At 71.4% G+C, this 22,772-nt stretch carries 15 protein-coding genes; 7 read left to right on the top strand and 8 right to left on the bottom strand.

All coding sequences use genetic code 11. From position 1 onward, the window contains the following. Positions 1-3: 3 nt before the first annotated feature. The 5 genes from CTZ28_RS05105 to CTZ28_RS05125 all read right to left on the bottom strand — a co-directional run bounded on the left by CTZ28_RS05105 (position 4) and on the right by CTZ28_RS05125 (position 7,576). Positions 4-1,830: a branched-chain amino acid ABC transporter permease gene (locus tag CTZ28_RS05105; protein WP_121887999.1), complete on the bottom strand. Its 1,827-nt coding sequence runs from the start codon at positions 1,828-1,830 to the stop codon at positions 4-6. A 5-nt stretch (positions 1,831-1,835) separates the two neighbouring features. After that, positions 1,836-2,768 (bottom strand): branched-chain amino acid ABC transporter permease, encoded by a 933-nt coding sequence (locus CTZ28_RS05110; RefSeq protein WP_121888000.1) that lies wholly within the window; start codon positions 2,766-2,768, stop codon positions 1,836-1,838. Positions 2,769-2,882: 114 nt separating this feature from the next. Further along, on the bottom strand, positions 2,883-4,115 hold the full coding sequence (locus CTZ28_RS05115; protein ID WP_121888001.1) for a branched-chain amino acid ABC transporter substrate-binding protein: 1,233 nt from the start codon (positions 4,113-4,115) through the stop codon (positions 2,883-2,885). 635 nt (positions 4,116-4,750) lie between these two features. Continuing rightward, positions 4,751-5,242, bottom strand: coding sequence for a hotdog fold thioesterase (locus CTZ28_RS05120; RefSeq protein WP_121888002.1), 492 nt, complete (start codon positions 5,240-5,242; stop codon positions 4,751-4,753). 54 nt (positions 5,243-5,296) lie between these two features. Then, positions 5,297-7,576 carry an FdhF/YdeP family oxidoreductase gene (locus CTZ28_RS05125; protein WP_121888003.1) on the bottom strand — a complete coding sequence of 760 codons (2,280 nt, stop codon included), beginning with the start codon at positions 7,574-7,576 and terminating at the stop codon, positions 5,297-5,299. Between the two features lie 156 nt (positions 7,577-7,732). On the opposite strand from CTZ28_RS05125, the gene polA reads away from it, so the two are divergent. Both polA and CTZ28_RS05135 read left to right on the top strand, forming a co-directional pair. Beyond that, positions 7,733-10,459, top strand: coding sequence for a DNA polymerase I (polA, locus tag CTZ28_RS05130; protein WP_121888004.1), 2,727 nt, complete (start codon positions 7,733-7,735; stop codon positions 10,457-10,459). 478 nt (positions 10,460-10,937) lie between these two features. After that, positions 10,938-11,345: a hypothetical protein gene (locus CTZ28_RS05135; RefSeq protein ID WP_121888005.1), complete on the top strand. Its 408-nt coding sequence runs from the start codon at positions 10,938-10,940 to the stop codon at positions 11,343-11,345. Here CTZ28_RS05135 and CTZ28_RS05140 read toward each other — a convergent pair. After that, the gene (locus CTZ28_RS05140; RefSeq protein WP_121888006.1) at positions 11,266-12,120 is read right to left on the bottom strand and encodes a DUF4184 family protein; all 855 of its coding nucleotides are present in this window, start codon (positions 12,118-12,120) and stop codon (positions 11,266-11,268) included. The two genes, CTZ28_RS05135 and CTZ28_RS05140, sit on opposite strands and share 80 nt — an antisense overlap. A gap of 306 nt (positions 12,121-12,426) precedes the next feature. Here CTZ28_RS05140 and CTZ28_RS05145 point away from each other — a divergent pair, with 306 nt between their 5' ends. The 3 genes from CTZ28_RS05145 (at position 12,427) to pgfA (ending at position 15,450) form a co-directional block, all read left to right on the top strand. Beyond that, positions 12,427-14,124 (top strand): lytic transglycosylase domain-containing protein, encoded by a 1,698-nt coding sequence (locus tag CTZ28_RS05145; RefSeq protein WP_121888007.1) that lies wholly within the window; start codon positions 12,427-12,429, stop codon positions 14,122-14,124. A 172-nt stretch (positions 14,125-14,296) separates the two neighbouring features. After that, entirely contained in the window at positions 14,297-14,431 is a 135-nt protein-coding gene (locus CTZ28_RS05150) for an SPW_0924 family protein (protein WP_121888008.1), read from the top strand. A 26-nt stretch (positions 14,432-14,457) separates the two neighbouring features. Continuing rightward, positions 14,458-15,450 carry a cell envelope lipid trafficking protein PgfA gene (gene pgfA / locus CTZ28_RS05155; RefSeq protein ID WP_121888009.1) on the top strand — a complete coding sequence of 331 codons (993 nt, stop codon included), beginning with the start codon at positions 14,458-14,460 and terminating at the stop codon, positions 15,448-15,450. A 21-nt stretch (positions 15,451-15,471) separates the two neighbouring features. On the opposite strand, the gene CTZ28_RS05160 is transcribed toward pgfA, so the two are convergent. Both CTZ28_RS05160 and CTZ28_RS05165 read right to left on the bottom strand, forming a co-directional pair. Beyond that, positions 15,472-18,120 carry an ATP-dependent RNA helicase gene (locus CTZ28_RS05160; protein ID WP_121888010.1) on the bottom strand — a complete coding sequence of 883 codons (2,649 nt, stop codon included), beginning with the start codon at positions 18,118-18,120 and terminating at the stop codon, positions 15,472-15,474. 49 nt (positions 18,121-18,169) lie between these two features. Beyond that, positions 18,170-19,027, bottom strand: a complete 858-nt coding sequence (locus CTZ28_RS05165) for a class I SAM-dependent methyltransferase (protein WP_398655307.1) — start codon at positions 19,025-19,027, stop codon at positions 18,170-18,172. A gap of 332 nt (positions 19,028-19,359) precedes the next feature. Here CTZ28_RS05165 and rpsA point away from each other — a divergent pair, with 332 nt between their 5' ends. Then, the gene (gene rpsA, locus CTZ28_RS05175; protein ID WP_121888012.1) at positions 19,360-20,853 is read left to right on the top strand and encodes a 30S ribosomal protein S1; all 1,494 of its coding nucleotides are present in this window, start codon (positions 19,360-19,362) and stop codon (positions 20,851-20,853) included. 253 nt (positions 20,854-21,106) lie between these two features. Continuing rightward, a complete protein-coding gene (locus CTZ28_RS05180; protein ID WP_121888013.1) occupies positions 21,107-22,723 on the top strand; it encodes a flavin monoamine oxidase family protein in 1,617 nt (538 codons plus the stop codon). Positions 22,724-22,772 lie beyond the last annotated feature (49 nt).

Here is a 22,772-nt window from a genome sequence, read left to right on the forward strand (position 1 = left end):
GGTTCAGGCCCCTGCCTTGGTGAGGACGGCGGGCGCTTCGGCCTCTTCGTGGAATTCGAGCTGGCGGCGCCGGTTGGGGATCAGGCCCTCCGGGCGGAAGCGCATCAGCAGGATGAGCGCGACACCGAAGGCCAAGAGCTGGTAGTCGCCGAGGAACTGGAGCTTGTTGGGGATCAGGAACAGCAGGGACGCGCCGATGAGCGGCCCGCTGATGGTGCCCATGCCGCCGAGGACCACCGCGGCCAGCAGGAACGCCGAGTTGGGCGGGATGGGACCGGCGAAGAGGTACTGCTCCGGGGTGACCGTGTAGGTGACGTGGGCCTGGACGGTTCCGGCGAGGCCGGCCAGCGAGGCGCCGACGGCGAACGCGATGAGCTTGACGCGGAAGCCGTTGATGCCCATGGCGTGGGCCGCGGTCTCGTCCTCACGGATGGCCACCCAGGCACGCCCGATGCGGGAGTCACCGCTGCGCCGGAAGACCAGCACGACGACCGCGGTGATGATCAGCATCAGGAAGAAGTAGTTGGCGAACCGGCCGATGGTGAAACCGCCGACATCGTGCTGGGCACCGAAGTCGAAGCCGAGGATGTCGAGGTTCGGGATCGACGCGATGCCGTTGGAGCCGTTGGTGAGGTCGGGTCCTGAGGTGCCGTCGAGGTTGTTGGCGGTGATCCGGAAGATCTCACCGAAGCCGAGGGTGACGATGGCGAGATAGTCGCCGCGCAGCCGCAGGGTCGGGGCGCCGATGAGCACACCGAAGACGAGGGAGGCGGCGGCGCCCACCAGGACGGCGGCCCAGAACGGGAAGTGCACGTCGAACGGGGAGCTGGGCGAGCCGGAGACCAGGGCCGCCGCGTAGGCGCCGACGCCGAGGAAGGCCACGTAGCCGAGGTCGAGCAGGCCCGCGAGGCCGACGACGATGTTCAGACCGAGGGCGACGGTCGCGAAGATGAGGATGTACACGCCGACCGTGGCGTACTGGTCGTCGGTCTGGGTGAAGGGGAACAGGGCCGCCGCGACGAAGGCGCCGACCATGGTGATGTTCTGGTGCCGGGCGGTGATCTGGGACGCCTGGGCGACCAGCCCCGCCTTGTTGAGCGCGGCGAAGCCGAACCCCGCCGTGATCAGGAAGCCGATGAACAGCTCGTCGTACGAGGTGCCGATGCCGTAGGTGAAGACGGTCAGGCCCAGGGCGAGGATCGCGACGATGATCAGGATCTCGGCGTACGACGGCAGCGCGCCCACGGGGCGGGGAGTGCCGCCGGCGTAGGAGGCCTTGACCGTCTGCCAGCCGTGGGCGAGGCGGTGCTTGATGTGCTCCCAGGCGGACTCGTCCGGGTCGAGCGGGTCGGGCTCGGGCCGTTCGAACGGCAGCGTGTGCGCGCCGAGGACGGCGATCAGGGAGGCCGCGGCCGCGAGATAGCCGCCGGGCTCCAGGTTGACGACGCCGCCGAGCGTGGAGCTGATCGCGATGACCGTGTACCAGGCGGTGCCGAACGCGGCCAGCGACGCGAACCGGAGCGCGCCGTCGCCGCCCGCGGGCGTCAGCCCGGTCAGGCCCTTCACCCCGTACGAGGAGAGGCCGAACAGCGCGGTCAGCGCCCCGGCGATGAGCACCAGGACCTGGAGGCCGCCGGGGTAGCCGTAGACGGTGAGGTCGCCGGGGAACTCGGACGTCCAGGTCCAGGCGAGAAACGTCGAGACGACGCTGAGGACGCCGCCGCCGGTGGCGAGGGCGCGCGCGACGGGCGCGGGCATGCCCAGGGCGCCGCTCGTGCGGCCGGCGACCGGGGCGCTGGGGGTCTCGGGTGCGGTGGTCTGTGTGGTCATCGGTGTCACGCCCTGTCCGCGACGCGCTCGCCGAGCAGGCCCTGTGGCCTGAACAGCAGTACGAGGATGAGGAGTACGAAGGCCCAGACGTCGGCCCAGGACTGGCTGCCGAACTTGTCCATGCCCGGGATGTCGGCGATGTAGGCGGTGGCCAGGGTCTCGGCGACGCCGAGGACGACACCGCCGATCATGGCGCCGTAGATGTTGCCGATGCCGCCGAGGACGGCCGCGGTGAACGCCTTCAGACCGAGGATGAAGCCCATCTTGTAGTCGATCTGGCCGTACTTCAGGCCGTAGGCGACACCGCCGACGGCCGCGAAGGTGGCACCGAGGGCGAAGGCGATCACGATGATGCGGTCGGTGTTGACACCCATGAGCTTCGCGGTGTCCGGATCCTGGGCGGTGGCCTGCATGCCGCGTCCGGTGCGGGTCTTCATGACGAAGTAGGCGAGGACGGCCATGCTGATGGGCGCCGCGGCGAACAGGAAGATGTCGCCCGTCTGGATCGTGACGTTGCCGAGGTGGAACGGGCCGCCGTCGATCTGCGGGAAGGTGCGCGCGGACTTGGCCTCGGGGTACCAGGCCCAGACCGCCTGCTGGAGGGCCAGGGACAGGCCGATGGCGGTGATGAGCGGAGCGAGCCGGGGAGCGCCGCGCAGCGGACGGTAGGCGAGTCGTTCCGCTCCCACCGCGACGATGACGGAGACCAGGATGGCGCCGATGAGCATGAGCGGCAGGGCCACCCACATGGTGGTGCCGTCGGGCAGCACCCACAGATAGACCGAGAGGGCCCCGAAGGCGCCGGTCATGAAGATCTCGCCGTGGGCGAAGTTGATGAGCTGGACAATGCCGTAGACCATTGTGTAACCGATGGCGACCAGCCCGTACATGGATCCCAGTAGCAGGCCGTTGACCAGCTGCTGCGGCAGTTCGTTCACCGCATGTCCTCCGAGACTTCGGATGTTTCGACGGATGACGGATGGAGCCGGATGCGAGTCCGCGCGGGGCGCCTGTGGAACAGCGCCCCGCGCGGCTCAGGTGGTGCGGGCGGATCAGCCGGTGTAGGTACCGGACTTGACCGACTCCCAAGCGCCGTTCTTGACGGCGTAGACGGTGAGCTGCTTGTTGGTCGCGTCACCGTACTCGTCGAAGGAGACCTTGCCGGTCACCCCGTCGAAGGAGACGTTCTGCATGGCCTCGGAGACCTTCGCGCGGGCGTCGGACGGCAGCTTGCCGCCGTTGTCCTCGACGACCTTCTTCACGGCCTCGATGATCGCCCAGCCGGAGTCGTAGGAGTAGCCGCCGTACGCCTCGTAGGCCTCCTTGTAGCCCGCGGCCTTGTAGTTCGCGACGAACTCCTTGGCGGAGGGGAGTTCTTCGACCGGGGCGCCGACCGAGGTGGCGAGGTCGCCGGTGGCGGTCGCGCCGGCCAGCTTGATGAAGTCGGCGCTGTAGATGCCGTCGCCGCCGATCACGGGGATCTTGGCGCCGGCGGCCTTGATCTGCTTGCTCAGCGGGCCGGCCTGCGGGTACTCGCCGCCGTAGTAGACGACGTCGGCGCCCGAGTTCTTGACCTTGGTGGCGACCGCGGAGAAGTCCTTGGTGTCCGGGTTGATGTGCTCGCTGCCCGCCACGGTGCCGCCGAGCTTCTTGAACTCCTCGGTGAAGGTGGCGGCGAGGCCCGCGCCGTAGGTCTTCTTGTCGTCGATGACGAAGACCTTCTTCTTCTTGGCGTCGTTGAACAGGTACTGCGCGGCGAACGGGCCCTGGATGGCGTCCGTGGTCGCGGTGCGGAAGTACGACTTGTACGGACGCGCCTTCGACGTCTGCCAGTTGGTGCCCTGGGTCAGGGCCGGGTTGGTGTTGGCCGGCGAGACCTCGACCAGCTTGGCGTCGTCGAACACCTTCTGCATCGACTCGGCCACCGACGAGTTCAGCGGGCCGACGACACCGAGGACGCTCTTGTCGGCGACGAGCTTGGTGGCGTTCTGCTGGCCGGAGGAGGGCTGCCCCTGGTCGTCGAGGGCCTGGATCTCGAAGGTGATGCCCTTGACGTAGTCCTCCTTGTTCGCGGTCTTGGCCGCGAGGTCCACCGAGTTCTTGATACCGAGGCCCAGCGCGGACAGGTCGCCGGTCAGCGGGGCGTCGACGCCGATGACAACGGTGGTGCCGCCACTGCCGGAGTCGGAGCCCTTGTCGCCGCTGTCGCGCGAGCCGCAGGCGGTGAGGGTGAGTGCTCCCGCCGCCAGCGCGGCGGTGATGGCGATGAGCGAACGTTGACGCACGATCCATCCTTTCCCTGGCACGACCGCGTCCCCGTGGAAACGGTCGAGTCGCGCGCTGGGCCGAAAAAACAATCCGACGGCGCGGTGACTGGCCGTGACTCTAAGCCTGCTGTGACGAACGGGGAGAGAGTCTGGCCAATGCTGTGACGCTCTTGTTATGACACCAGGTAATGCAGAGCGGTACACGCTGGGGGGAACGCGTGAATTCCGGTCGATTCGCCCCGTCCGCATGGTGAGAACATGCAGGACCGGCCGTGATTCGTTCAGGTGTCTCAGGCGTTTTGGTGATTACGGGAACTGGTGCCGCAGGCAACTCGAAGGGCTTCTGTGACGTGCTGTGCGCAGCGTGACTCCAGGATGAAACCGTGGGCTTGTATTGCGTGCGTATTACGCAGAGTTACGTCCAGGAAAGGAAGTCCGGCGTCTTTCGGCACTTTTCCCGTATTCCGTCACGTGCATGGTTGTCGTGATCTTGCGGGGAGAGCCCGCTTTTGCCCGGAAAAGGCGCCCACGGCGTCACGACCAGCGAAAGCGAAGGGGCGCGGGGAACTGCGCGCCTGGCCACGACGCAGCCGCAGCCGAACGACGGCGCGTCACGGCCCGGTGAGGATCAACGGCTCGGCACGGCCCGCTGTTCAGCCCTGGGCGGGACGGACCCGGGCCTCGTCGTCCGCGTCGATGTCACGCAGCAGACAGGTCAGCCGGGCGCTGCACACCCGCCGACCCGCCTCGTCACTGATCACGATCTCGTACGTCGCCGTGCTCCGCCCCCGGTGCAGCGGCGTCGCCACCCCGGTGACCAGGCCCGACCGCACGCCCCGGTGGTGCGTGCAGTTGAGGTCGACGCCCACGGCGATCTTCGAACTGCCCCCGTGCAGCATCGAACCCACCGAGCCCAGGGTCTCCGCCAGCACGGCGGACGCACCGCCGTGCAGCAGCCCGTACGGCTGGGTGTTCCCCTCCACCGGCATCGTCCCGACGACCCGCTCGGCCGATGCCTCGACGATCTGCACGCCCATGCGCGTCCCGAGATGGCCCGCGGAGAACAGCGCCGGCAGGTCCACCCCGAGCGCGGCGTACTCGTCGACCGTCTCCTGCGGGAACTTCACATTCTGCTGCTCGCCCATCGGCCAGGCTCCGTCCGTCGTGATCAACTCACTGGAACTCGACTGAGCAAACGCTCACTCGGTCGCCGATTGTTCCAGACGCACCACGACGGACTTGCTGGCCGGGGTGTTGCTGGTGTCCGCGGTGGCGTCCAGCGGCACGAGCACATTGGTCTCGGGGTAGTAGGCCGCCGCACAGCCCCGCGCGGTCGGGTAGTGCACGACCCGGAACCCCGCCGCCCGCCGCTCCACGCCGTCCCGCCACTCGCCGACCAGGTCGACGTACGAGCCGTCCGCGAGCCGCAGGTCCCGCGCGTCCTCCGGGTTCACCAGCACCACCCGGCGCCCGTTCTTGATCCCCCGGTAGCGGTCGTCGAGGCCGTAGACGGTGGTGTTGTACTGGTCGTGCGAGCGGATCGTCTGCAGCAGCAGCCGGCCCTCCGGCAGCTCCGGGTACTCGACCGGCGCCGCCGTGAAGTTCGCCTTCCCCGTGGCCGTCGGGAAGCGGCGCTCGTCGCGCGGGCCGTGCGGCAGCGCGAAACCGCCGGGCCGGGCCACGCGCGCGTTGAAGTCCTCGAAGCCGGGGATCACACGCGCGATGCGGTCCCGGATCGTCGCGTAGTCCTTCTCGAACTCCTCCCACGGGACCACGCTGTCCGCGCCGAGCACCCGGCGCGCCAGCCGGCACACGATCGACGGCTCGGACAGCAGCCTCGGGCTCGCCGGTTCCAGCCGGCCCCGGGAGGCGTGCACCATGCCCATGGAGTCCTCGACGGTCACGAACTGCTCGCCCGACCCCTGCAGATCACGCTCGGTGCGGCCCAGGGTGGGCAGGATCAGTGCACGCGCGCCCGTGACCACGTGCGAGCGGTTGAGCTTCGTCGACACATGCACGGTCAGCCGCGCGCGCCGCATGGCCGCCTCGGTCACCTCGGTGTCGGGGGAGGCGGAGACGAAGTTGCCGCCCATCGCGAAGAAGACCTTCGCGGCACCGTCGCGCAGGGCGCGGATGGCGCGTACGACGTCGTAGCCGTGCTCGCGCGGCGGGGCGAAACCGAACTCCTTCTCCAGGGCGTCCAGGAAGGCCGGGGCGGGCCGCTCGAAGATGCCCATCGTCCGGTCGCCTTGCACGTTCGAGTGACCGCGCACCGGGCAGACGCCCGCGCCCGGACGCCCGATGTTGCCGCGCAGCAGCAGGAAGTTGACCACCTCACGGATGGTCGGCACGGAGTGCTTGTGCTGGGTGAGGCCCATGGCCCAGCAGACGATCGTGCGCTCGGAGGCGAGCACCATCGCCAGCGCCCGGTCGATCTCCTCGCGCGTGAGGCCCGTCGCCGTCAGCGTCTCGTCCCAGTCGGCGGCGCGGGCGGCCTCGGCGAACTCCTCGTAGCCATGGGTGTGCTCGCGGACGAAGTCCTCGTCGACGGCGCCCTCGGTCTCCAGGACCAGCTTGTTGAGGAGGCGGAAGAGGGCCTGGTCGCCGCCGATGCGGATCTGCAGGAACAGATCGGTCAGCGCGGCGCCCCTGAGCATGCCCTGCGGGGTCTGCGGGTTCTTGAACCGCTCCAGGCCCGCCTCGGGCAGCGGGTTGACACTGATGATCCGCGCGCCGTTGGCCTTGGCCTTCTCCAGGGCGGAGAGCATCCGCGGATGGTTCGTCCCCGGGTTCTGGCCGGCGACGATGATCAGGTCTGCCTTGTAGAGGTCCTCGAGCAGCACGCTGCCCTTGCCGATGCCGATGGTCTCGGAGAGGGCCGAGCCGGACGACTCGTGGCACATGTTCGAGCAGTCGGGCAGGTTGTTCGTGCCCAGCTCGCGCGCGAAGAGCTGGAACAGGAACGCGGCCTCGTTGCTGGTGCGGCCCGACGTGTAGAAGAGCGCCTCATCGGGGGAGGAGAGCGCGGCGATCTCGTCGGCGACGATGTCGAAGGCGCGCTCCCAGGAGACCGGCTCGTAGTGCTCGCCGCCCTCCGGCAGGTACATGGGGTGGGTGAGCCGCCCCTGCTGTCCCAGCCAGTAGCCGCTGCGGGTGGCCAGGTCGGCGACCGGGTGCGCGGCGAAGAACTCGGGAGTGACCCGGCGCCGGGTGGCCTCCTCGGCCACCGCCTTCGCGCCGTTCTCACAGAACTCCGCCGTGTGCCGGTGGTCCGGCTCGGGCCAGGCACAGCCCGGGCAGTCGAAGCCGTCCTTCTGATTGACGCGCAGCAGGGTCAGCGCGGTGCGCTTCACCCCCATCTGCTGCTGGGCGATGCGCAGCGTGTGCCCGATGGCCGGCAACCCCGCCGCCGCATGCTTGGGCTCGCCGACCTGCGGCGCGTCCTGGACCGGATCACCCTTCGGCGGCTTCGTCGCCATCACGCGCTCCCCTCGACTGCTGCTTCTGTGCGCTTGCATTCGATACTCCCATGCCGCGGTGACAATGATCGAGGGCAGTGCGGAAAGGGATCTTGGTCGCCGCCCGGAGTGTGGGGCCGGGGCCGAGTGTCAGTGCGGCGTGGCAGGATCGGGTGCGTGGCAGAGACAGCATCGAAGAAGACCGACAAGACCTCCGGCGGCGGCCGTCCCCGGCTCATGCTCATGGACGGGCACTCGCTGGCCTACCGCGCGTTCTTCGCGCTGCCCGCGGAGAACTTCACGACCGCGACGGGCCAGCCGACGAACGCCATCTACGGCTTCGCGTCGATGCTCGCCAACACGCTGCGCGACGAGGCGCCCACGCACTTCGCGGTGGCCTTCGACGTCTCCCGCAAGACCTGGCGTTCGGAGGAGTTCGCCGAGTACAAGGCGAACCGCTCCAAGACCCCGGACGAGTTCAAGGGCCAGGTCGAGCTGATCGGCGAACTGCTCGACGCGATGCACGCCCCGCGCTTCGCCGTCGAGGGGTACGAGGCGGACGACATCATCGCCACGCTCGCCACCCGCGCCGAGGCCGAGGGCTTCGAGGTGCTGATCGTCACCGGTGACCGCGACTCCTTCCAACTGGTCACCGAGCACACGACGGTGCTGTACCCGACCAAGGGTGTATCGGAGTTGACCCGCTTCACCCCTGAGAAGGTTGTTGAGAAGTACGGGTTGACGCCGGCGCAGTACCCCGACTTCGCGGCGCTGCGCGGCGACCCGTCCGACAACCTCCCGGGCATCCCCGGCGTCGGCGAGAAGACGGCCGCCAAGTGGATCAACCAGTTCGGTTCCTTCGCGGAACTGGTCGAGCGCGCCGACGAGGTCAAGGGCAAGGCCGGGCAGAACCTCCGCGATCACCTGGAGTCGGTCAAGCTCAACCGGCGGCTCACCGAACTGGAGCGCCAGGTGGAGCTGTCGCGGACGGTCGCCGAACTGGAGCGCGCTCCGTACGACCGCAAGGGCGTCGTGCTGGTCCTGGACACCCTGGAGATCCGCAACCCGTCCCTGCGCGAGCGGCTGTTCGCCGTCGACCCGGGCGCCGAGGAGGCCGAGACCACCGTGGTCGCGGCCGACGGCGTGGAACTGGACGGCACCGTGCTCGGCACCGGCGAGCTGGGCCCCTGGCTCGCCGAGCACGGCACGCGGCCCCTGGGCGTCGCCACCGTCGACACCTGGGCCCTCGGCACCGGCTCGGTCGCCGAGGTGGCGCTCGCCACGGCCGACGGGCCCGCCGCCTGGTTCGACCCGGCCGAGCTGGACGAGGCCGACGAGAACGCGTTCGCGGCCTGGCTGGCGGACGCCGGCCGGCCCAAGGTCCTGCACAACGCCAAGGGCGCCATGCGGGTCTGCGCCGAGCACGGCTGGAGCATCGACGGCGTCGGCATGGACACGGCGCTCGCGGCCTACCTGGTCAAGCCGGGCCGCCGCTCCTTCGACCTGGACGCGCTGTCCCTGGAGTACCTGGGCCGTGAGCTGGCGCCCGCCGCCGCGGCCGACGGCCAGCTCGCCTTCGGCGCGGAGGACGGCGCCGAGGCGGAGGCGCTCATGATCCAGGCCCGCGCGATCCTCGACCTGGGCGAGGCCTTCGAGGGCCGGCTGGGGGAGGTCGGCGCGGCGGACCTGCTGCGGGACGTCGAGCTGCCGACCTCGGCGCTGCTCGCCCGCATGGAGCGGCACGGCATCGCGGCGGACCGGGCCCACCTGGAGACCATGGAGCAGATGTTCGCGGGCGCCGTGCAGCAGGCGGTGAAGGAGGCCCACGCGGCCGCCGGGCACGAGTTCAACCTGGGCTCGCCCAAGCAGCTCCAGGAGGTCCTCTTCGGCGAACTGGCGCTGCCCAAGACCAAGAAGACCAAGACCGGCTACACCACCGACGCCGACGCCCTGGCCTGGCTCGCCACCCAGACCGAGAACGAGCTGCCGGTCATCATGCTCCGCCACCGCGAGCAGGCGAAGCTGCGCGTCACGGTCGAGGGCCTGATCAAGACGATCGCGGCCGACGGCCGCATCCACACCACGTTCAACCAGACCGTCGCGGCCACCGGCCGGCTCTCCTCGACCGACCCGAACCTGCAGAACATCCCGGTCCGCACGGACGAGGGCCGCGCGATCCGCCGTGGCTTCGTCGTCGGCGACGGCTTCGAGTCCCTGATGACCGCCGACTACAGCCAGATCGAGCTGCGCGTGATGGCCCACCTGTCCGAGGACGAGGGCCTGCTCGACGCGTTCACCTCGGGCGAGGACCTGCACACCACCGTCGCCTCGCAGGTGTTCTCGGTCGAGCGCGCCGGGGTGGACGCGGAGATGCGTCGCAAGATCAAGGCGATGTCGTACGGCCTGGCGTACGGGCTGTCCGCCTTCGGCCTCTCCCAGCAGTTGAACATCGAGGCGGCCGAGGCCCGGACCCTGATGGACACATACTTCGAGCGGTTCGGCGGCGTGCGGGACTATCTGCGCCGCGTGGTCGACGAGGCGCGGGCGACCGGCTACACGGAGACGCTGTTCGGGCGCCGCCGCTACCTGCCGGACCTCAACAGCGACAACCGCCAGCGGCGCGAGATGGCCGAGCGGATGGCCCTGAACGCGCCGATCCAGGGCACGGCGGCCGACATCGTCAAGATCGCCATGCTCAACGTCGACCGGGCGCTGCGCGAGGCGGGCCTCACGTCCCGCATGCTCCTCCAGGTTCACGACGAAATCGTCCTGGAGATCGCCCCGGGCGAGCGCGCGGCCACGGAGGAGATCGTCCGCCGCGAGATGGCTGCCGCCGTGCACCTGAGGGCTCCCCTGGACGTCTCGATCGGCGCGGGCCCCGACTGGGAATCAGCAGCCCACTGACCAAGGAGAGAGCACGAGGGATCTTGGGGGGCGGTGAAACGCGCGGTCGCGCAGAGCCACCGCCCCCATGTTTCGCTACCCCCCACTTCCCATCGCCGCCCCCGTGTTCCGCCGCCCCGCCAATTCCCGCCGCAACGGCGAGCACCCCCGACGGCGCTTCCCGGCGGTGCCGAACCCACCGATTCCCCCTCACCAACCAACCCGCAGCCGCCCCCTCTGACCAGCCCACACCCCGCCCCCCACATCCCATCGCCGCCCGCATGTTCCGCCGCCCCCCCAATTCCCGCCGCAACGGCGAGCACCCCCGACGGCGCACCCCGGCGGTGCCGAACCCACCGATTCCCCCCTCACCAACCAACCCGCACAACCCCCCGCCACCAACCAACCCGCACAACCCCGGCCAAGCCCCGCAGGGCACCGTCACTCACGTGGCCCCCGCCAGAACGCCCCCGCCACGCCCGCCCGTAAGGATGCGGGCATGGGTATACGCATGCTCCACCGCCGGACGGCACAGGCGTGGATCACCGCCGGGGCGGACACCGCCGCGGCCCCGTCCATGCCGCCCCCGCAGGTCCCGGCCCTCGCGGCCGACGCAAGCACCGCCCGCATCCCCACCGCCCCGGCGACCACGGTGCGCAAGGCCGTGACCGACCTCGGGCGGCGCCTCGGAGGGCACACCCCCCGCCCCGACCCGACCCCGCGCTGGCACCACTGGACCGAGCTGGCCCGCAGCTACCTCGCGCTGTTCCTCACCCTGCTCCCACGCCCGCGCCCACCCCGCACCATCACCGTGTTCGTCGCCACCGTCACCGAGCGACCGGCCGGCTCCGCTCCGCCTCGTCCCCTCCGGAACCGGCGGGAACCGGGGCCTGACGCCACGCCCTGACCCCCAGGGCGTACACCACGAGCCCCGGCACGAGCCCCGCGCCCGCCCCGAAGCACACCGCCGGCACCAGGTCCCAGGGCTGCGCAATGTCGCCCCAGTACGCCCACCAGCGGGTCGCACGCTCGACCGCTCCGACCACCGCGCAGCAACCGATCACGGCACCGGCCCCCCACCGGTCCCGTACGGACAGGACCGGCACACCCACCGGTTCGCGCGCGGGCGCCCGCCGCACCGCACACACCACGAACGCGGCGATCACGAGCGCGGCGAACGCCGAGCCGCCGTACTGCAGATACCGGTACAGCGGCGCGCCCGCCAGATCCCGGTCCAGGACCGGGAGCAGCCGTGTGCCCCAGCGGCCCTCGTGCGTGAACGCGTCCCACACCACGTGGGTCAGCGCCCCGAGGACGGCGGAGACGTACCACCGGGCCACCGTGGCGGGCCGCACGCGCGCGCGTGGCGCCCCGCACCGCAGCAGCGCCGCGGGCCGTGCCCGGTGGGCCCGCGGCAACAGGGCCACCAGCGGCTCGCGCACCAGCAGCCACAGACCCACCAGCGCCCAGGCGGTCAGCACGTCGACGCCGAGGATGCCGCCCGGCGAGTGCGTGACCGTCCCGAACTCCATCGCACCCGGCAGGACGCTCGCCACGTAGTAGGTCATGTCGGGCGCGAAGGAGCCCGCGACGAGCACCGCGGGCACCAGCCGGCCCCGCCCGGTGCCGTCCGTGCGCACCGCGGGCAGGACGGCGGCGGCATGGCTGAGAGTGAACGGCAACGAGGCCCCCTGAAGCGGTCGTCGGCTGCTGTGCCGACCCGGTGATCGCGTCCGTCAAGTATGCGGGGCCTCGGTCACCGCAACGGCATATGGCCAACCGGTGAAAACCGGGCTGCAACGGGTGCCCGAGCAAAGAAAGTTGCCGTAGGGTCACCCGGGGCGCCGCCCGGTGACGCAGGGCCGAAGGGATCACCGTGCGTGCCCGTAGGGCACAACAGGGCAACCACTGCTCCGGGTCAACCGTCACAACAGAGCGAGCAGGCAGTCGGAGACGGGCGCTGGGGCGTCCAGGGGAGGGTTCACTCTATGGCGGCGCATTTCGGCAGGAGGCTGCGCAAGGGAGCGGCGACGACCGCGGCGGCCGCCGCGGCGGTCGCGGCCCTCTCGGCGTCCCAGGCTCCGGGCGTGACGACCGACCCCGACAAGCCGGCCGCCACCGGCACCAGCGCCTCCGCTCCGGAGGACGGTGCCGAGCAGAACGCCACCGGCAATTCGCCGTACTACACGGACCTGCCGCCCCTCAACAGCCCCAGTCCCAGCCCCTCGTCGACCGCCGGCACCTCGGTCACCCAGGGCGATGCCGAGGCGGGCATACCGGCCACCGTGCTGGACGCGTACAAGAGGGCCGAGGCGGAGCTGCGCTCCGCCAAGCCGGGCTGCAACCTGCCCTGGGAACTCCTCGCCGCCATCGGCAAGGTCGAATCCGGCCAGGCCCGGGGCGGCCGGGTCGACGCGAACGGCGACACTCTGAGCCCGATCCTCGGCCCGCAGCTCGACGGCAACGGCTTCGCGCTCATCAGGGACACCGACAACGGCGCGTACGACGGCAACAGCCTCTACGACCAGGCCGTCGGCCCCATGCAGTTCATTCCGTCCACCTGGGCCTGGGCGGGCCGCGACGGCAACGGCGACGGCAAGAAGGACCCCAACAACATCTACGACGCCGCGCTCGCGGCCGGCCACTACCTGTGCCGCTACGGCTGGGACCTGTCGGTGCAGGCCGACCTCGACAAGGCGATCCTCAGCTACAACAACTCGCAGGACTACCTCAACACCGTCCTGTCGTGGCTGGAGTACTACCGCAAGGGCACCCACTCGATCCCGGACGGCACCGGCCGGCTGCCCAGCAGCCGCAGCGACGAACCCGGCCGCACCAGCCCCTCCCCGTCGCCCGAGAAGCCCGGCGGGTCCACGCCGAAGCCGGAGCAGCCGAACAACACCCCGAAGCCCAACGAGCCGTCCCCGCCGAGCACGCCGTCCCCGCCGGCCACGCCCACCGACACGGTGGACCACCTGGCCGACGCCGGCACCGCCAAGCTCTCCGCGATGGCCGGCGACACCTTCGCCAAGAAGATCAGCACGCGCGCCGAGACCAAGGCCGGCAAGTCCGTCGGCAAGGTCCGCGTCCGGTTCACGCTGATCGGGGACACCGACGCCACCTTCGCCGGCGGCGAGAGCGTCGCCACGGTCGCCACCGACAGCAGCGGCGTGGCCGTCGCGCCGGCGCTGAAGGCGGGCCAGAAGACCGGCGACTTCACCGTCCGGGCCACCGTCGTGGGCCGCCCCGCGGTCAAGGGCCTCGACTACGCGGCGACGGTCACCGCGCGCGCCGCCGACGCCCTCGCCCGCACCGGCGAGGCCCCGCTGACGTGCACGGCGGGCGGCGAGTTCGCCGACCAGGTCACCGTGCAGGCCACGTACCAGGGCGCGGTCGCGGACGGCGTCGCGGCCACCGCGACCCTGGTCAAGTCGGCGGACGACACCACCGTCAACGACAAGGGCCCCTACTTCAAGGACGCCGACGGCACCGCGGTGCGCACCCTGACCGACCTGGTGACCGACGCGAACGGCCGGATCACGCTGCCCACGCTGTACGCGGACGACACCGAGGGCACGTTCCTGCTCCGCATCGTCACCACCGGCGGCGCGACGCTGACCGTCGAACTGACGGTGACCGCGGCCGCCACCCCGTCCCCGTCGCCGACCGCCTCCGCGACGTCGTAACGGCCGTCGGCACACCGCTCCCCGCGAGGGCGCCCTCCGCATCCGCGGACGGGCGCCCTCGTCCGTGTGCGACGTGTTCTCATCTCGCCCTCCCGTTGCTACCGTGCCGGACCTGACGCACCATCAGCTCGCGGCTGCGTCCGACTGTTCCGACCGTCCGGGGAGGCTCCGCATGCGCGCCCTGATCGCCGCCGCGACCGGTCTCGCCGTCGCGCTCGCCCTGGTCCTCGCCATCACCGCCATGGGCCTGCCGGACGGCAGGACCTCCCCGAAGCCGCTGCTGACGACCGTGCCCGCACACCCCTGACCGTCCCGCCCGGGAGGGAGGCCGAGATGCGCCGCAAGGCCGGCCTGGTCCTGCTCGCCCTCGCCGTGTTCTTCGCGGCGCTGTCCCCGCTGCTGCGCTGGTACGCCTTCCCGCGCCTGGCCAAGGTCCCGCCGAACCAGTACCAGGACATGGTCCTGGAGGCGAAGGGCGCCACCCTCCTCGACTACGGCACGATGCAGGCGCGGAAGGTCTCCAAGGTCACCATCGTGCAGACCCTCAAGGGCAATGTGGAAGCCTCGAAGAAGGTCGAGCGGACGGCGGGCCGGGACGTGGTCGTCTGGGACGGCCTGTCCTATGTGCAGGGCCCCGACGGCAAGACGGTCTCCGAGATCCCCGAGCGCTACATCTTCGACGCGCACTCCCAGGAACCCGTCCACGCCACGGGCGAGATGGTCGACGGCGACCCGGTCCGACGGGACGGCATCGAGTTCAAGTGGCCCTTCCTCACCGAGAAGCGGGACTACGAGTACTTCGACGCGCAGGCCCGCGCCACCAGCCCCATCCGCTACCAGGGCACCCAGAACTTCCGCGGCCTGACCGTCTACTACTTCGAACAGACCGTCCCCTGGACCAAGGTCCCCTTCCCCAAGTCCCTGCCCGTCGAGGGCATCACCCCCGAGTCGGTCGCCAAGACCGGCACGACCCGCTGGTACACCACGGTCCGCAAGTTCTGGGTCGAGCCCGTCACCGGGGCGCCCGTCTACGGCGAGGAGATCCACAAGGAGGAACTGCGCGGCGGCACCCTGCTCGGCGGCCGGGACCGGGTGACGGCGTTCGCCGGCCACGTGAAGATGCGCGAGGACTACATCGAGCACACCGTGTCCCTGGTCAAGCAGAACCGGACCGTCGTCCTCCTGCTGACGTCCTACCTGCCCTGGGGATTCCTGTCCCTCGGCATCCTGCTGCTGGTCCTCTCCCTCTACCTGGAGGCACGCGATCGCCGGCCGGGCCGATCCGCGCCCGCGAACGCGGCCGAACCGGAGCCCGTCAGCGCCTGAACCGGTCGGTTCCCCGGCCGGTCAGCGCCGGAGCCGGGCATTGGTGTGCCGGGTCGGCTCGGCCGTGGCCGGGTCCTCGGGCCACGGATGCTTCGGATACCGCCCGCGCAGCTCCGCCCGCACACCCCGGTAGCCGTCCTGCCAGAACGAGGCCAGGTCGGCGGTGACCGCGGCGGGCCGCCCGGCGGGGGAGAGCAGGTGCACGAGCAGCGGCACTCCCGCGACGGCCGGCGACTCGTGCAGCCCGAACATCTCCTGCAGCTTCACCGCGAGGACGGGCTGTTCGGGATCGCCGTAGTCGATCCGGATCCGGGACCCGCTCGGCACGGCGATCCGTTCCGGGGCCAGTTCGTCGAGGTGCGCGGCCGTCCCGTCCGCCCACGGCAGCAGCCGTGCCAGCGCCTGCCCGGCGTCGAGCCGCGCGAGGTCGGCCCGGCGCCGGGCCCGCCCCAGCTCCGGCTCCAGCCACTCGTCCACGCGCGCGTGGAGCGCGTCGTCCGACACGTCCGGCCAGGGCTCACCGAGGTGCAGCCGCAGAAAGGCCAGCCGCTGCCGCAGCACGCCCGCCTCAGCGGACCACCGCAGCAGCCCGAACCCCTCCTGCCGCAGCCCCGCCAGCAGCGCCCCGCGCACCAGGGCGGGCGCGGCGTCCGGCAGGGGCCGCACGGCCAGCTCGACGGCGCCCAGCCGCTCGACCCTGCGCGCCACGACATCGCCGTCGCCCCAGTGCACCTCGTCCCGCCCGTCGAGCAGCGCCCCGCCCGCGAGCCGGGCCACGTCCTCGTCCACGACGGCCCCGAGCCGCACGCGCGCGTGGCCCTTGCCCACGGGGCGGTCGGCGGCGGCGACGGCGAGCCACTCGCAGCCGCGCAGCGCCGAGCCCTCCGCGGCCTCGGCCCGCGTCCCCGACACCATCAGCCACGACCCGCCGGCCCACCTCCCCACCCGCTCGGGAAACGCGAGAGCGGCGACGACCCCCGCGGCCCGGTCCGCACCGGAGCCCGCCGCACCGGAGCCCGCCGCACCGGAGCCCGCCGCACCGGAGCCCGCCGCACCGGAGCCCGCCGCACCGGAGCCTGCCGGGCCGCCGCCCGTCCCGGCCGGCGGCGACGCCACCGACGGGCCGGCCGCCGCCTCCCCGTGCGCCGGGAGGCCGGACCCGGCGGCGACGGCCCGCAGCCGTCGCACCTCCGCCCGCCACCGCCCCGCGTAGGCGTCACCCCCGCGCGTAGCGGTCCGCACCGCGGCCGCGAGATCGTCGCCGTACGTCCGCGGCGCCTCCTCGCTCAGCAGCGCGACCACCTCCGCCGCCCGCTCCACGCCCACCAGCGGCGCCGCGTCGAGCAGCGCCCGCCCCAGCCGGGGGTGCAGCCCCAGCCGGGCCAGCCGCAGCCCCCGCGGCGTCGCCCGGCCCGCCGGGTCCACCGCGCCGATCGCCGTCAGCACCTCGCGCGCCGCCGCCATCGCCCCGCCCGGCGGGGGATCCAGCAGCGCGAGACCGGAGGCGTCCGGATCGCCCCAGCAGGCCGCCTGAAGGGCGAACGCCGTCAGGTCGGCCACCTTGATCTCCGGCGCCGGGAAACGCGGCAGCCGCGCGTCCTCGGCCTCCGCCCAGCACCGGTACACCGTGCCCGGCGCCTCGCGCCCGGCACGGCCCGCCCGCTGCCGCCCCGCCGCCTGCGACGCCCGTACCGTCGTCAGCGCGCTCAACCCGCGCGCGTGGTCCACCCGCGGCTCCCGCGCGAGCCCCGAGTCGACCACCACCCGCACCCCGGGAACCGTCAGCGAGGACTCCGCGACGGACGTGGTCAGCACCACCCGGCGGCGCTCCCCGGGCGCCAGGACCGCGTCCTGCACCGCCGCCGGCGCCCGCCCGTGCACCTGGAGCACCTCGACGTCACCGAGGTCGCGCGGATCCCCCAGCTGCCCGGCGACCCGGGCGATCTCGCCGACACCCGGCAGGAAGCACAGCACGTCCCCCGAGCGCTCGGCCAGCGCCCGCCGCACCACCGACGCCACGTGCGCCGTCAGCGCCGGATCGACCCACAGGCCGTGCGGCGGCCGCACGGGACGCGCCGGGGGCGCCCACACCACCTCGACCTCGTACGCGGCACCCCGCGCCTCGACCACCGGCGCCCCGCCCAGCAGCCGCGCCCACCCCTGCGCGTCCGTGGTCGCCGACGCCGCCACCAGCCGCAGCTCCGGCCGCAGCGTCTCGCGCACGTCCCACAGGAACGCCGCCGCCGTGTCCGCGTCCAGATGCCGCTCGTGGCATTCGTCGAGCACGACGACATCGACACCGGCCGACTCCTGGTCCCGCTGGAGCCGTTGCAGCAGCACACCGGTCGTGACCACCTCCACGCGCGCGTGGCGCCCCACGACCCGCTCGCCGCGCACCGTGTAGCCGACGGAGCGCCCGACCTCCTCGCCCAGCAGCCACGCCATCCGGCGGGCCGCCGCGCGCGCCGCGATCCGCCGCGGCTCGGCCACGACCACCCGCCGCGCCGGACCCTCGCCCAGCAACCCGGCCAGCGCGAGCGGCACCAGCGTGGTCTTGCCGGTGCCGGGCGGCGCCACCAGGACGGCGGTGCCGTGCCCCGCCAGGGCGTCGTCCAGCGCGGGCAGGGCAGCACGTACGGGCAGGGCGGCCAGGGCGTCGTAACGGATCACGCCCCCAGTGTCGTACGCCCGCGGAACCGCCCCCCACGCGCGCGTGCGTTCAGTCCCGCTCGCAGACGAAGATCGCCGTCCCCGGGACGAGGGCGCCCCGCAGCGGGGACCAGCCGCCCCACTCGGCCGTGTTCCACGCCGGCCACTCCGGCTCGATCAGGTCCACCAGCCGGAAACCGGAGGAGACGATGTCCCGGACCCGGTCGCCGACCGTCCTGTGGTGCTCGACGTACACCGCCCGGCCCTCCTCGTCCTGCTCGACGTAGGGCGTGCGGTCGAAGTACGACGACGACACCGTCAGCCCCTCCGGCCCCGGCTCGTCGGGGAACGCCCAGCGGATCGGGTGCGTGACGGAGAAGACGAACCGGCCGCCCGGGCGCAGCACCCGGCGCACCTCCCGCAGCACCAGCCGCGGGTCCGCCACGAACGGCAGCGCCCCGTACGCCGAGCACGCCAGGTCGAAGGAGGCGTCCGCGAACGGCAGTGCGGCGGCGTCGGCGCACACCAGGGGAAACGATCCACCGATGCGCAGCGCGTGCTGCAGCTGGCGGTGCGAGAGATCCAGGGCCACCGGACGCGCGCCCTGCGCGGCGAGCCAGCGCGCGCACTGCGCCGCGCCCGCGCCGATCTCCAGGACGGCCGCGCCCTTCAGCTCCTCGGGCGGGCCGAGCAGTTCGGCCTCCACCTCGTCGAGGCCCTCGGGACCCCACACGAAACGGTCGTCCCCGAGGAACGTGCCGTGCTCCACCTGGTATTCGTCCGCGTTCCTGTCCCACCAGCCGCGGTTGGCGCGGGCGCTCTCCGCGACACCGGCGACACGCCGCGTGGCCTCCGGCTCGGACGCTTCGGGCTCTTGGATGATCGGCTCCCTCGTCGTACTGTTCCCTGCAACCTTCGGGCGTGGCACGGAAGGCGTGTCACGAAAGGGGCCCCGCGGACCGGCGTGGCCTGGCGAGACGGTTCTTGTGCCGGGTATGCGGCGATCCGCCCCGGCTGTGCGCCTTCGTGCATTGACCCTGTCCGGCTGCCCCCGTATGCTACAAGTTGCGCTGCGGGCCTGCGCTCCTCAGACGTAGCAGGCTGCGCTCGCATCTGTTGTATGTCCCCTCGGTTGTCGAGGCGCCGTCGCCGTATTCCTGGCGGGGCGCTTCCTAGGCTGTCCGGCTTCTGCAGAGCGAAACGGGCTCCCGGCGTAAGCAGTACCTACGACTCAATGTCCGTACCGGAGCCCTTTCCCACATGACGAGCAGCACCGAGACCACCGCCACCACCCCGCAGGTAGCGGTCAACGACATCGGTAACGAGGAAGCCTTCCTCGCCGCGATCGACGAGACGATCAAGTACTTCAACGACGGCGACATCGTCGACGGCGTCATCGTGAAGGTCGACCGGGACGAGGTCCTGCTCGACATCGGTTACAAGACCGAAGGTGTCATCCCGAGCCGCGAGCTCTCGATCAAGCACGACGTCGACCCGAACGAGGTCGTCGCCGTCGGTGACGAGATCGAGGCCCTGGTCCTCCAGAAGGAGGACAAGGAAGGCCGCCTGATCCTCTCGAAGAAGCGCGCCCAGTACGAGCGTGCCTGGGGCACCATCGAGAAGATCAAGGAAGAGGACGGCATCGTCACCGGTACCGTCATCGAGGTCGTCAAGGGTGGTCTCATCCTCGACATCGGCCTCCGAGGCTTCCTGCCCGCGTCTCTCGTCGAGATGCGCCGTGTCCGCGACCTCCAGCCGTACGTCGGCAAGGAGCTCGAGGCCAAGATCATCGAGCTGGACAAGAACCGCAACAACGTGGTCCTGTCCCGCCGCGCCTGGCTGGAGCAGACCCAGTCCGAGGTTCGCCAGACGTTCCTCACGACCCTCCAGAAGGGTCAGGTCCGCTCCGGTGTGGTCTCCTCGATCGTCAACTTCGGTGCCTTCGTGGACCTGGGTGGCGTCGACGGTCTGGTCCACGTCTCCGAGCTGTCCTGGAAGCACATCGACCACCCCTCCGAGGTCGTCGAGGTCGGCCAGGAGGTCACCGTCGAGGTCCTCGACGTCGACATGGACCGCGAGCGCGTCTCCCTGTCGCTGAAGGCGACCCAGGAAGACCCGTGGCAGCAGTTCGCCCGCACCCACCAGATCGGCCAGGTCGTGCCCGGCAAGGTCACGAAGCTGGTTCCGTTCGGTGCGTTCGTCCGCGTCGACGAGGGCATCGAGGGTCTGGTCCACATCTCCGAGCTGGCCGAGCGCCACGTGGAGATCCCGGAGCAGGTCGTCCAGGTCAACGACGAGATCTTCGTCAAGGTCATCGACATCGACCTGGAGCGTCGCCGGATCTCGCTGTCCCTCAAGCAGGCCAACGAGTCCTTCGGTTCCGACCCGGCGTCGGTCGAGTTCGACCCGACCTTGTACGGCATGGCCGCGTCCTACGACGACCAGGGCAACTACATCTACCCCGAGGGCTTCGACCCCGAGACCAACGACTGGCTCGAGGGCTACGAGAAGCAGCGCGAGGAGTGGGAGCACCAGTACGCCGAGGCGCAGCAGCGCTTCGAGCAGCACCAGCAGCAGGTCATCAAGTCCCGCGAGGCCGACGCTGCCGCTGCCGCCGAGGGTGGCGAGGCCGCCGCTCCGGCCGCGTCCGGTGGCGGTTCGTACTCCTCCGAGGGCCCGGACAACTCCGGCGCGCTGGCCTCGGACGAGGCGCTGGCCGCGCTGCGCGAGAAGCTCGCCGGTGGTCAGAGCTGACCTGAGCGCCTGCCGCTGAGGCTTGGCCGTTGACTGAGGGGCCGCACCTTTCGAGGTGCGGCCCCTCAGCCTTGCGAGCCACCGGTCGTCGGCCGGCCGCGGGTCGTCCGTGGCCGCGCGCGCAGTTCCCCGCGCCCCTGGGGAGTTGTCCTCGCCCTTGTGGAAACGCGGGGGACACATCGGGGGCCGATGGCCCGTAACCGGCCATTGGGAGGCTTTCTCGGTCGTTCATGATCGAGATGGGAGCCTCGCCATGGCACAGCCTCAGTCCGGGTCGGGAACGAGTCGTCGTACATTCCTGCGCAGCGTCGGCGTCACCGGCGGCGCGGGAGCCATGTTCGCCACCATGGGGGCGCTCGGCCTCGCCCCCACCGCCGCCTACGCGGCCGAGAAGGAGGCCCCCTTCCAGCCGCCCCGCCGCGGCGACTTCACCCTCCAGGGCCGCACCGGCAAACCCGCCGAGGTGGTCGTCATCGGAGCCGGCATCGCCGGCCTCACCTCCGCGTACGAACTGGGCAAGGCCGGCTACGACTGCACCGTGCTGGAAGCCCGCGACCGGGTCGGCGGCCGCAACCTCACCGTCCGCGGCGGCGACACGCTCACGGACATCAACGGCGTGCGGCAGACGGCCGGATTCAGCAAGGGCCAGTACATGAACGCGGGCCCGGCACGCCTCGCCCAGTGGATGGTCACCCTCGACTACTGTCGCGAACTCGGCGTCCCCATAGAGGTCTTCACCAACTCCAACGCCAGCGCGTTCATCTACAACCCGGGCACCGGCATGACGGCGCCGGTCCGGTACCGGACCGCGAAGGCCGACGTCTACGGCTATGTCTCCGAACTGCTCGCGAAGGCCACCAACGCGGGCGCCCTCGACGGCGAACTGACCGCCGACGACAAGGAACGGCTGCTCACCTTCCTCAAGAGCTACGGCTCCCTCGGCGCCGACCACACCTACACGGGCACCGAGCACCGCGGCTTCACCGTCGACCCCGGCGCCTCCGGCACGCCCGGGACCGAACTCGGTGACGTCCCCACGCTCTCGGAGGTCTTCGCCTCCAACGTCGGCCGCTCCTTCTCCTTCGAGTTCGGCTACGACCAGGCGATGCTCATGTTCCAGCCGGTCGGCGGCATGGACCGGATACCCGGAGCGTTCGCACGCGCCATAGGCGAGGAGCGGATCCGCACGGGCGCGCCCGTGACCGACATCAGGAACACCGGCGACGGTGTCGTCGTCACCTACACCCAGCACGGCCGCACCCGCACCGTCAAGGCCGACTACTGCATCGCCACCCTGGCACCGCACATCCTCGCGAAGACCTCGCACAACCTCGGCTCCGCGGTGCAGACCGCCCTCCTCGCCGTGCGGCCCTCCTACGCCTCCAAGATCGGCCTGGAGTACAAGAGCCGTTGGTGGGAGCGGGACTTCAGGATCTTCGGCGGCATCACCGAGACCGACATGGACCTGGACCACATCTGGTACCCGTCCTACGGCCACCTCGGCGACCGCGGTGTGATCATCGGCTACTACAACACCGGCGCCCACTCCGAGGTGTACTCGGCGCTCACCCCCGCCCAGCGCCTGGAGCGCGCCGTGGCCCAGGGCGTCGCGATCCACGGGGAGAAGTACCGCACCGAACTGGCCGCGTCGTTCTCGCACCAGTGGAAGCTCGCCCCCTACCTGGAGGGCGCCTGGCACTCCATGCCCGGCGGCCCCGACGCCCCGGCGTACGCGCCGCTCAACCAGGCGCAGGGCAACGTGTACTTCGCCGGCGACTACCTGAGCTACCTGGACGCCTGGCAGCACGGCGCGATCACCTCCGCCCGCAAGGTCGTCACCGAACTGCACCGGCGCGTGCTCGCCGCCTGACCTCGTCCCGCGCGTCGACACGACGGCTCCACGCGGTCCGAGCACCGCC

Source organism: Streptomyces shenzhenensis (assembly GCF_003688995.1).
Taxonomy (GTDB): Bacteria; Actinomycetota; Actinomycetes; order Streptomycetales; family Streptomycetaceae; genus Streptomyces; species Streptomyces shenzhenensis_A.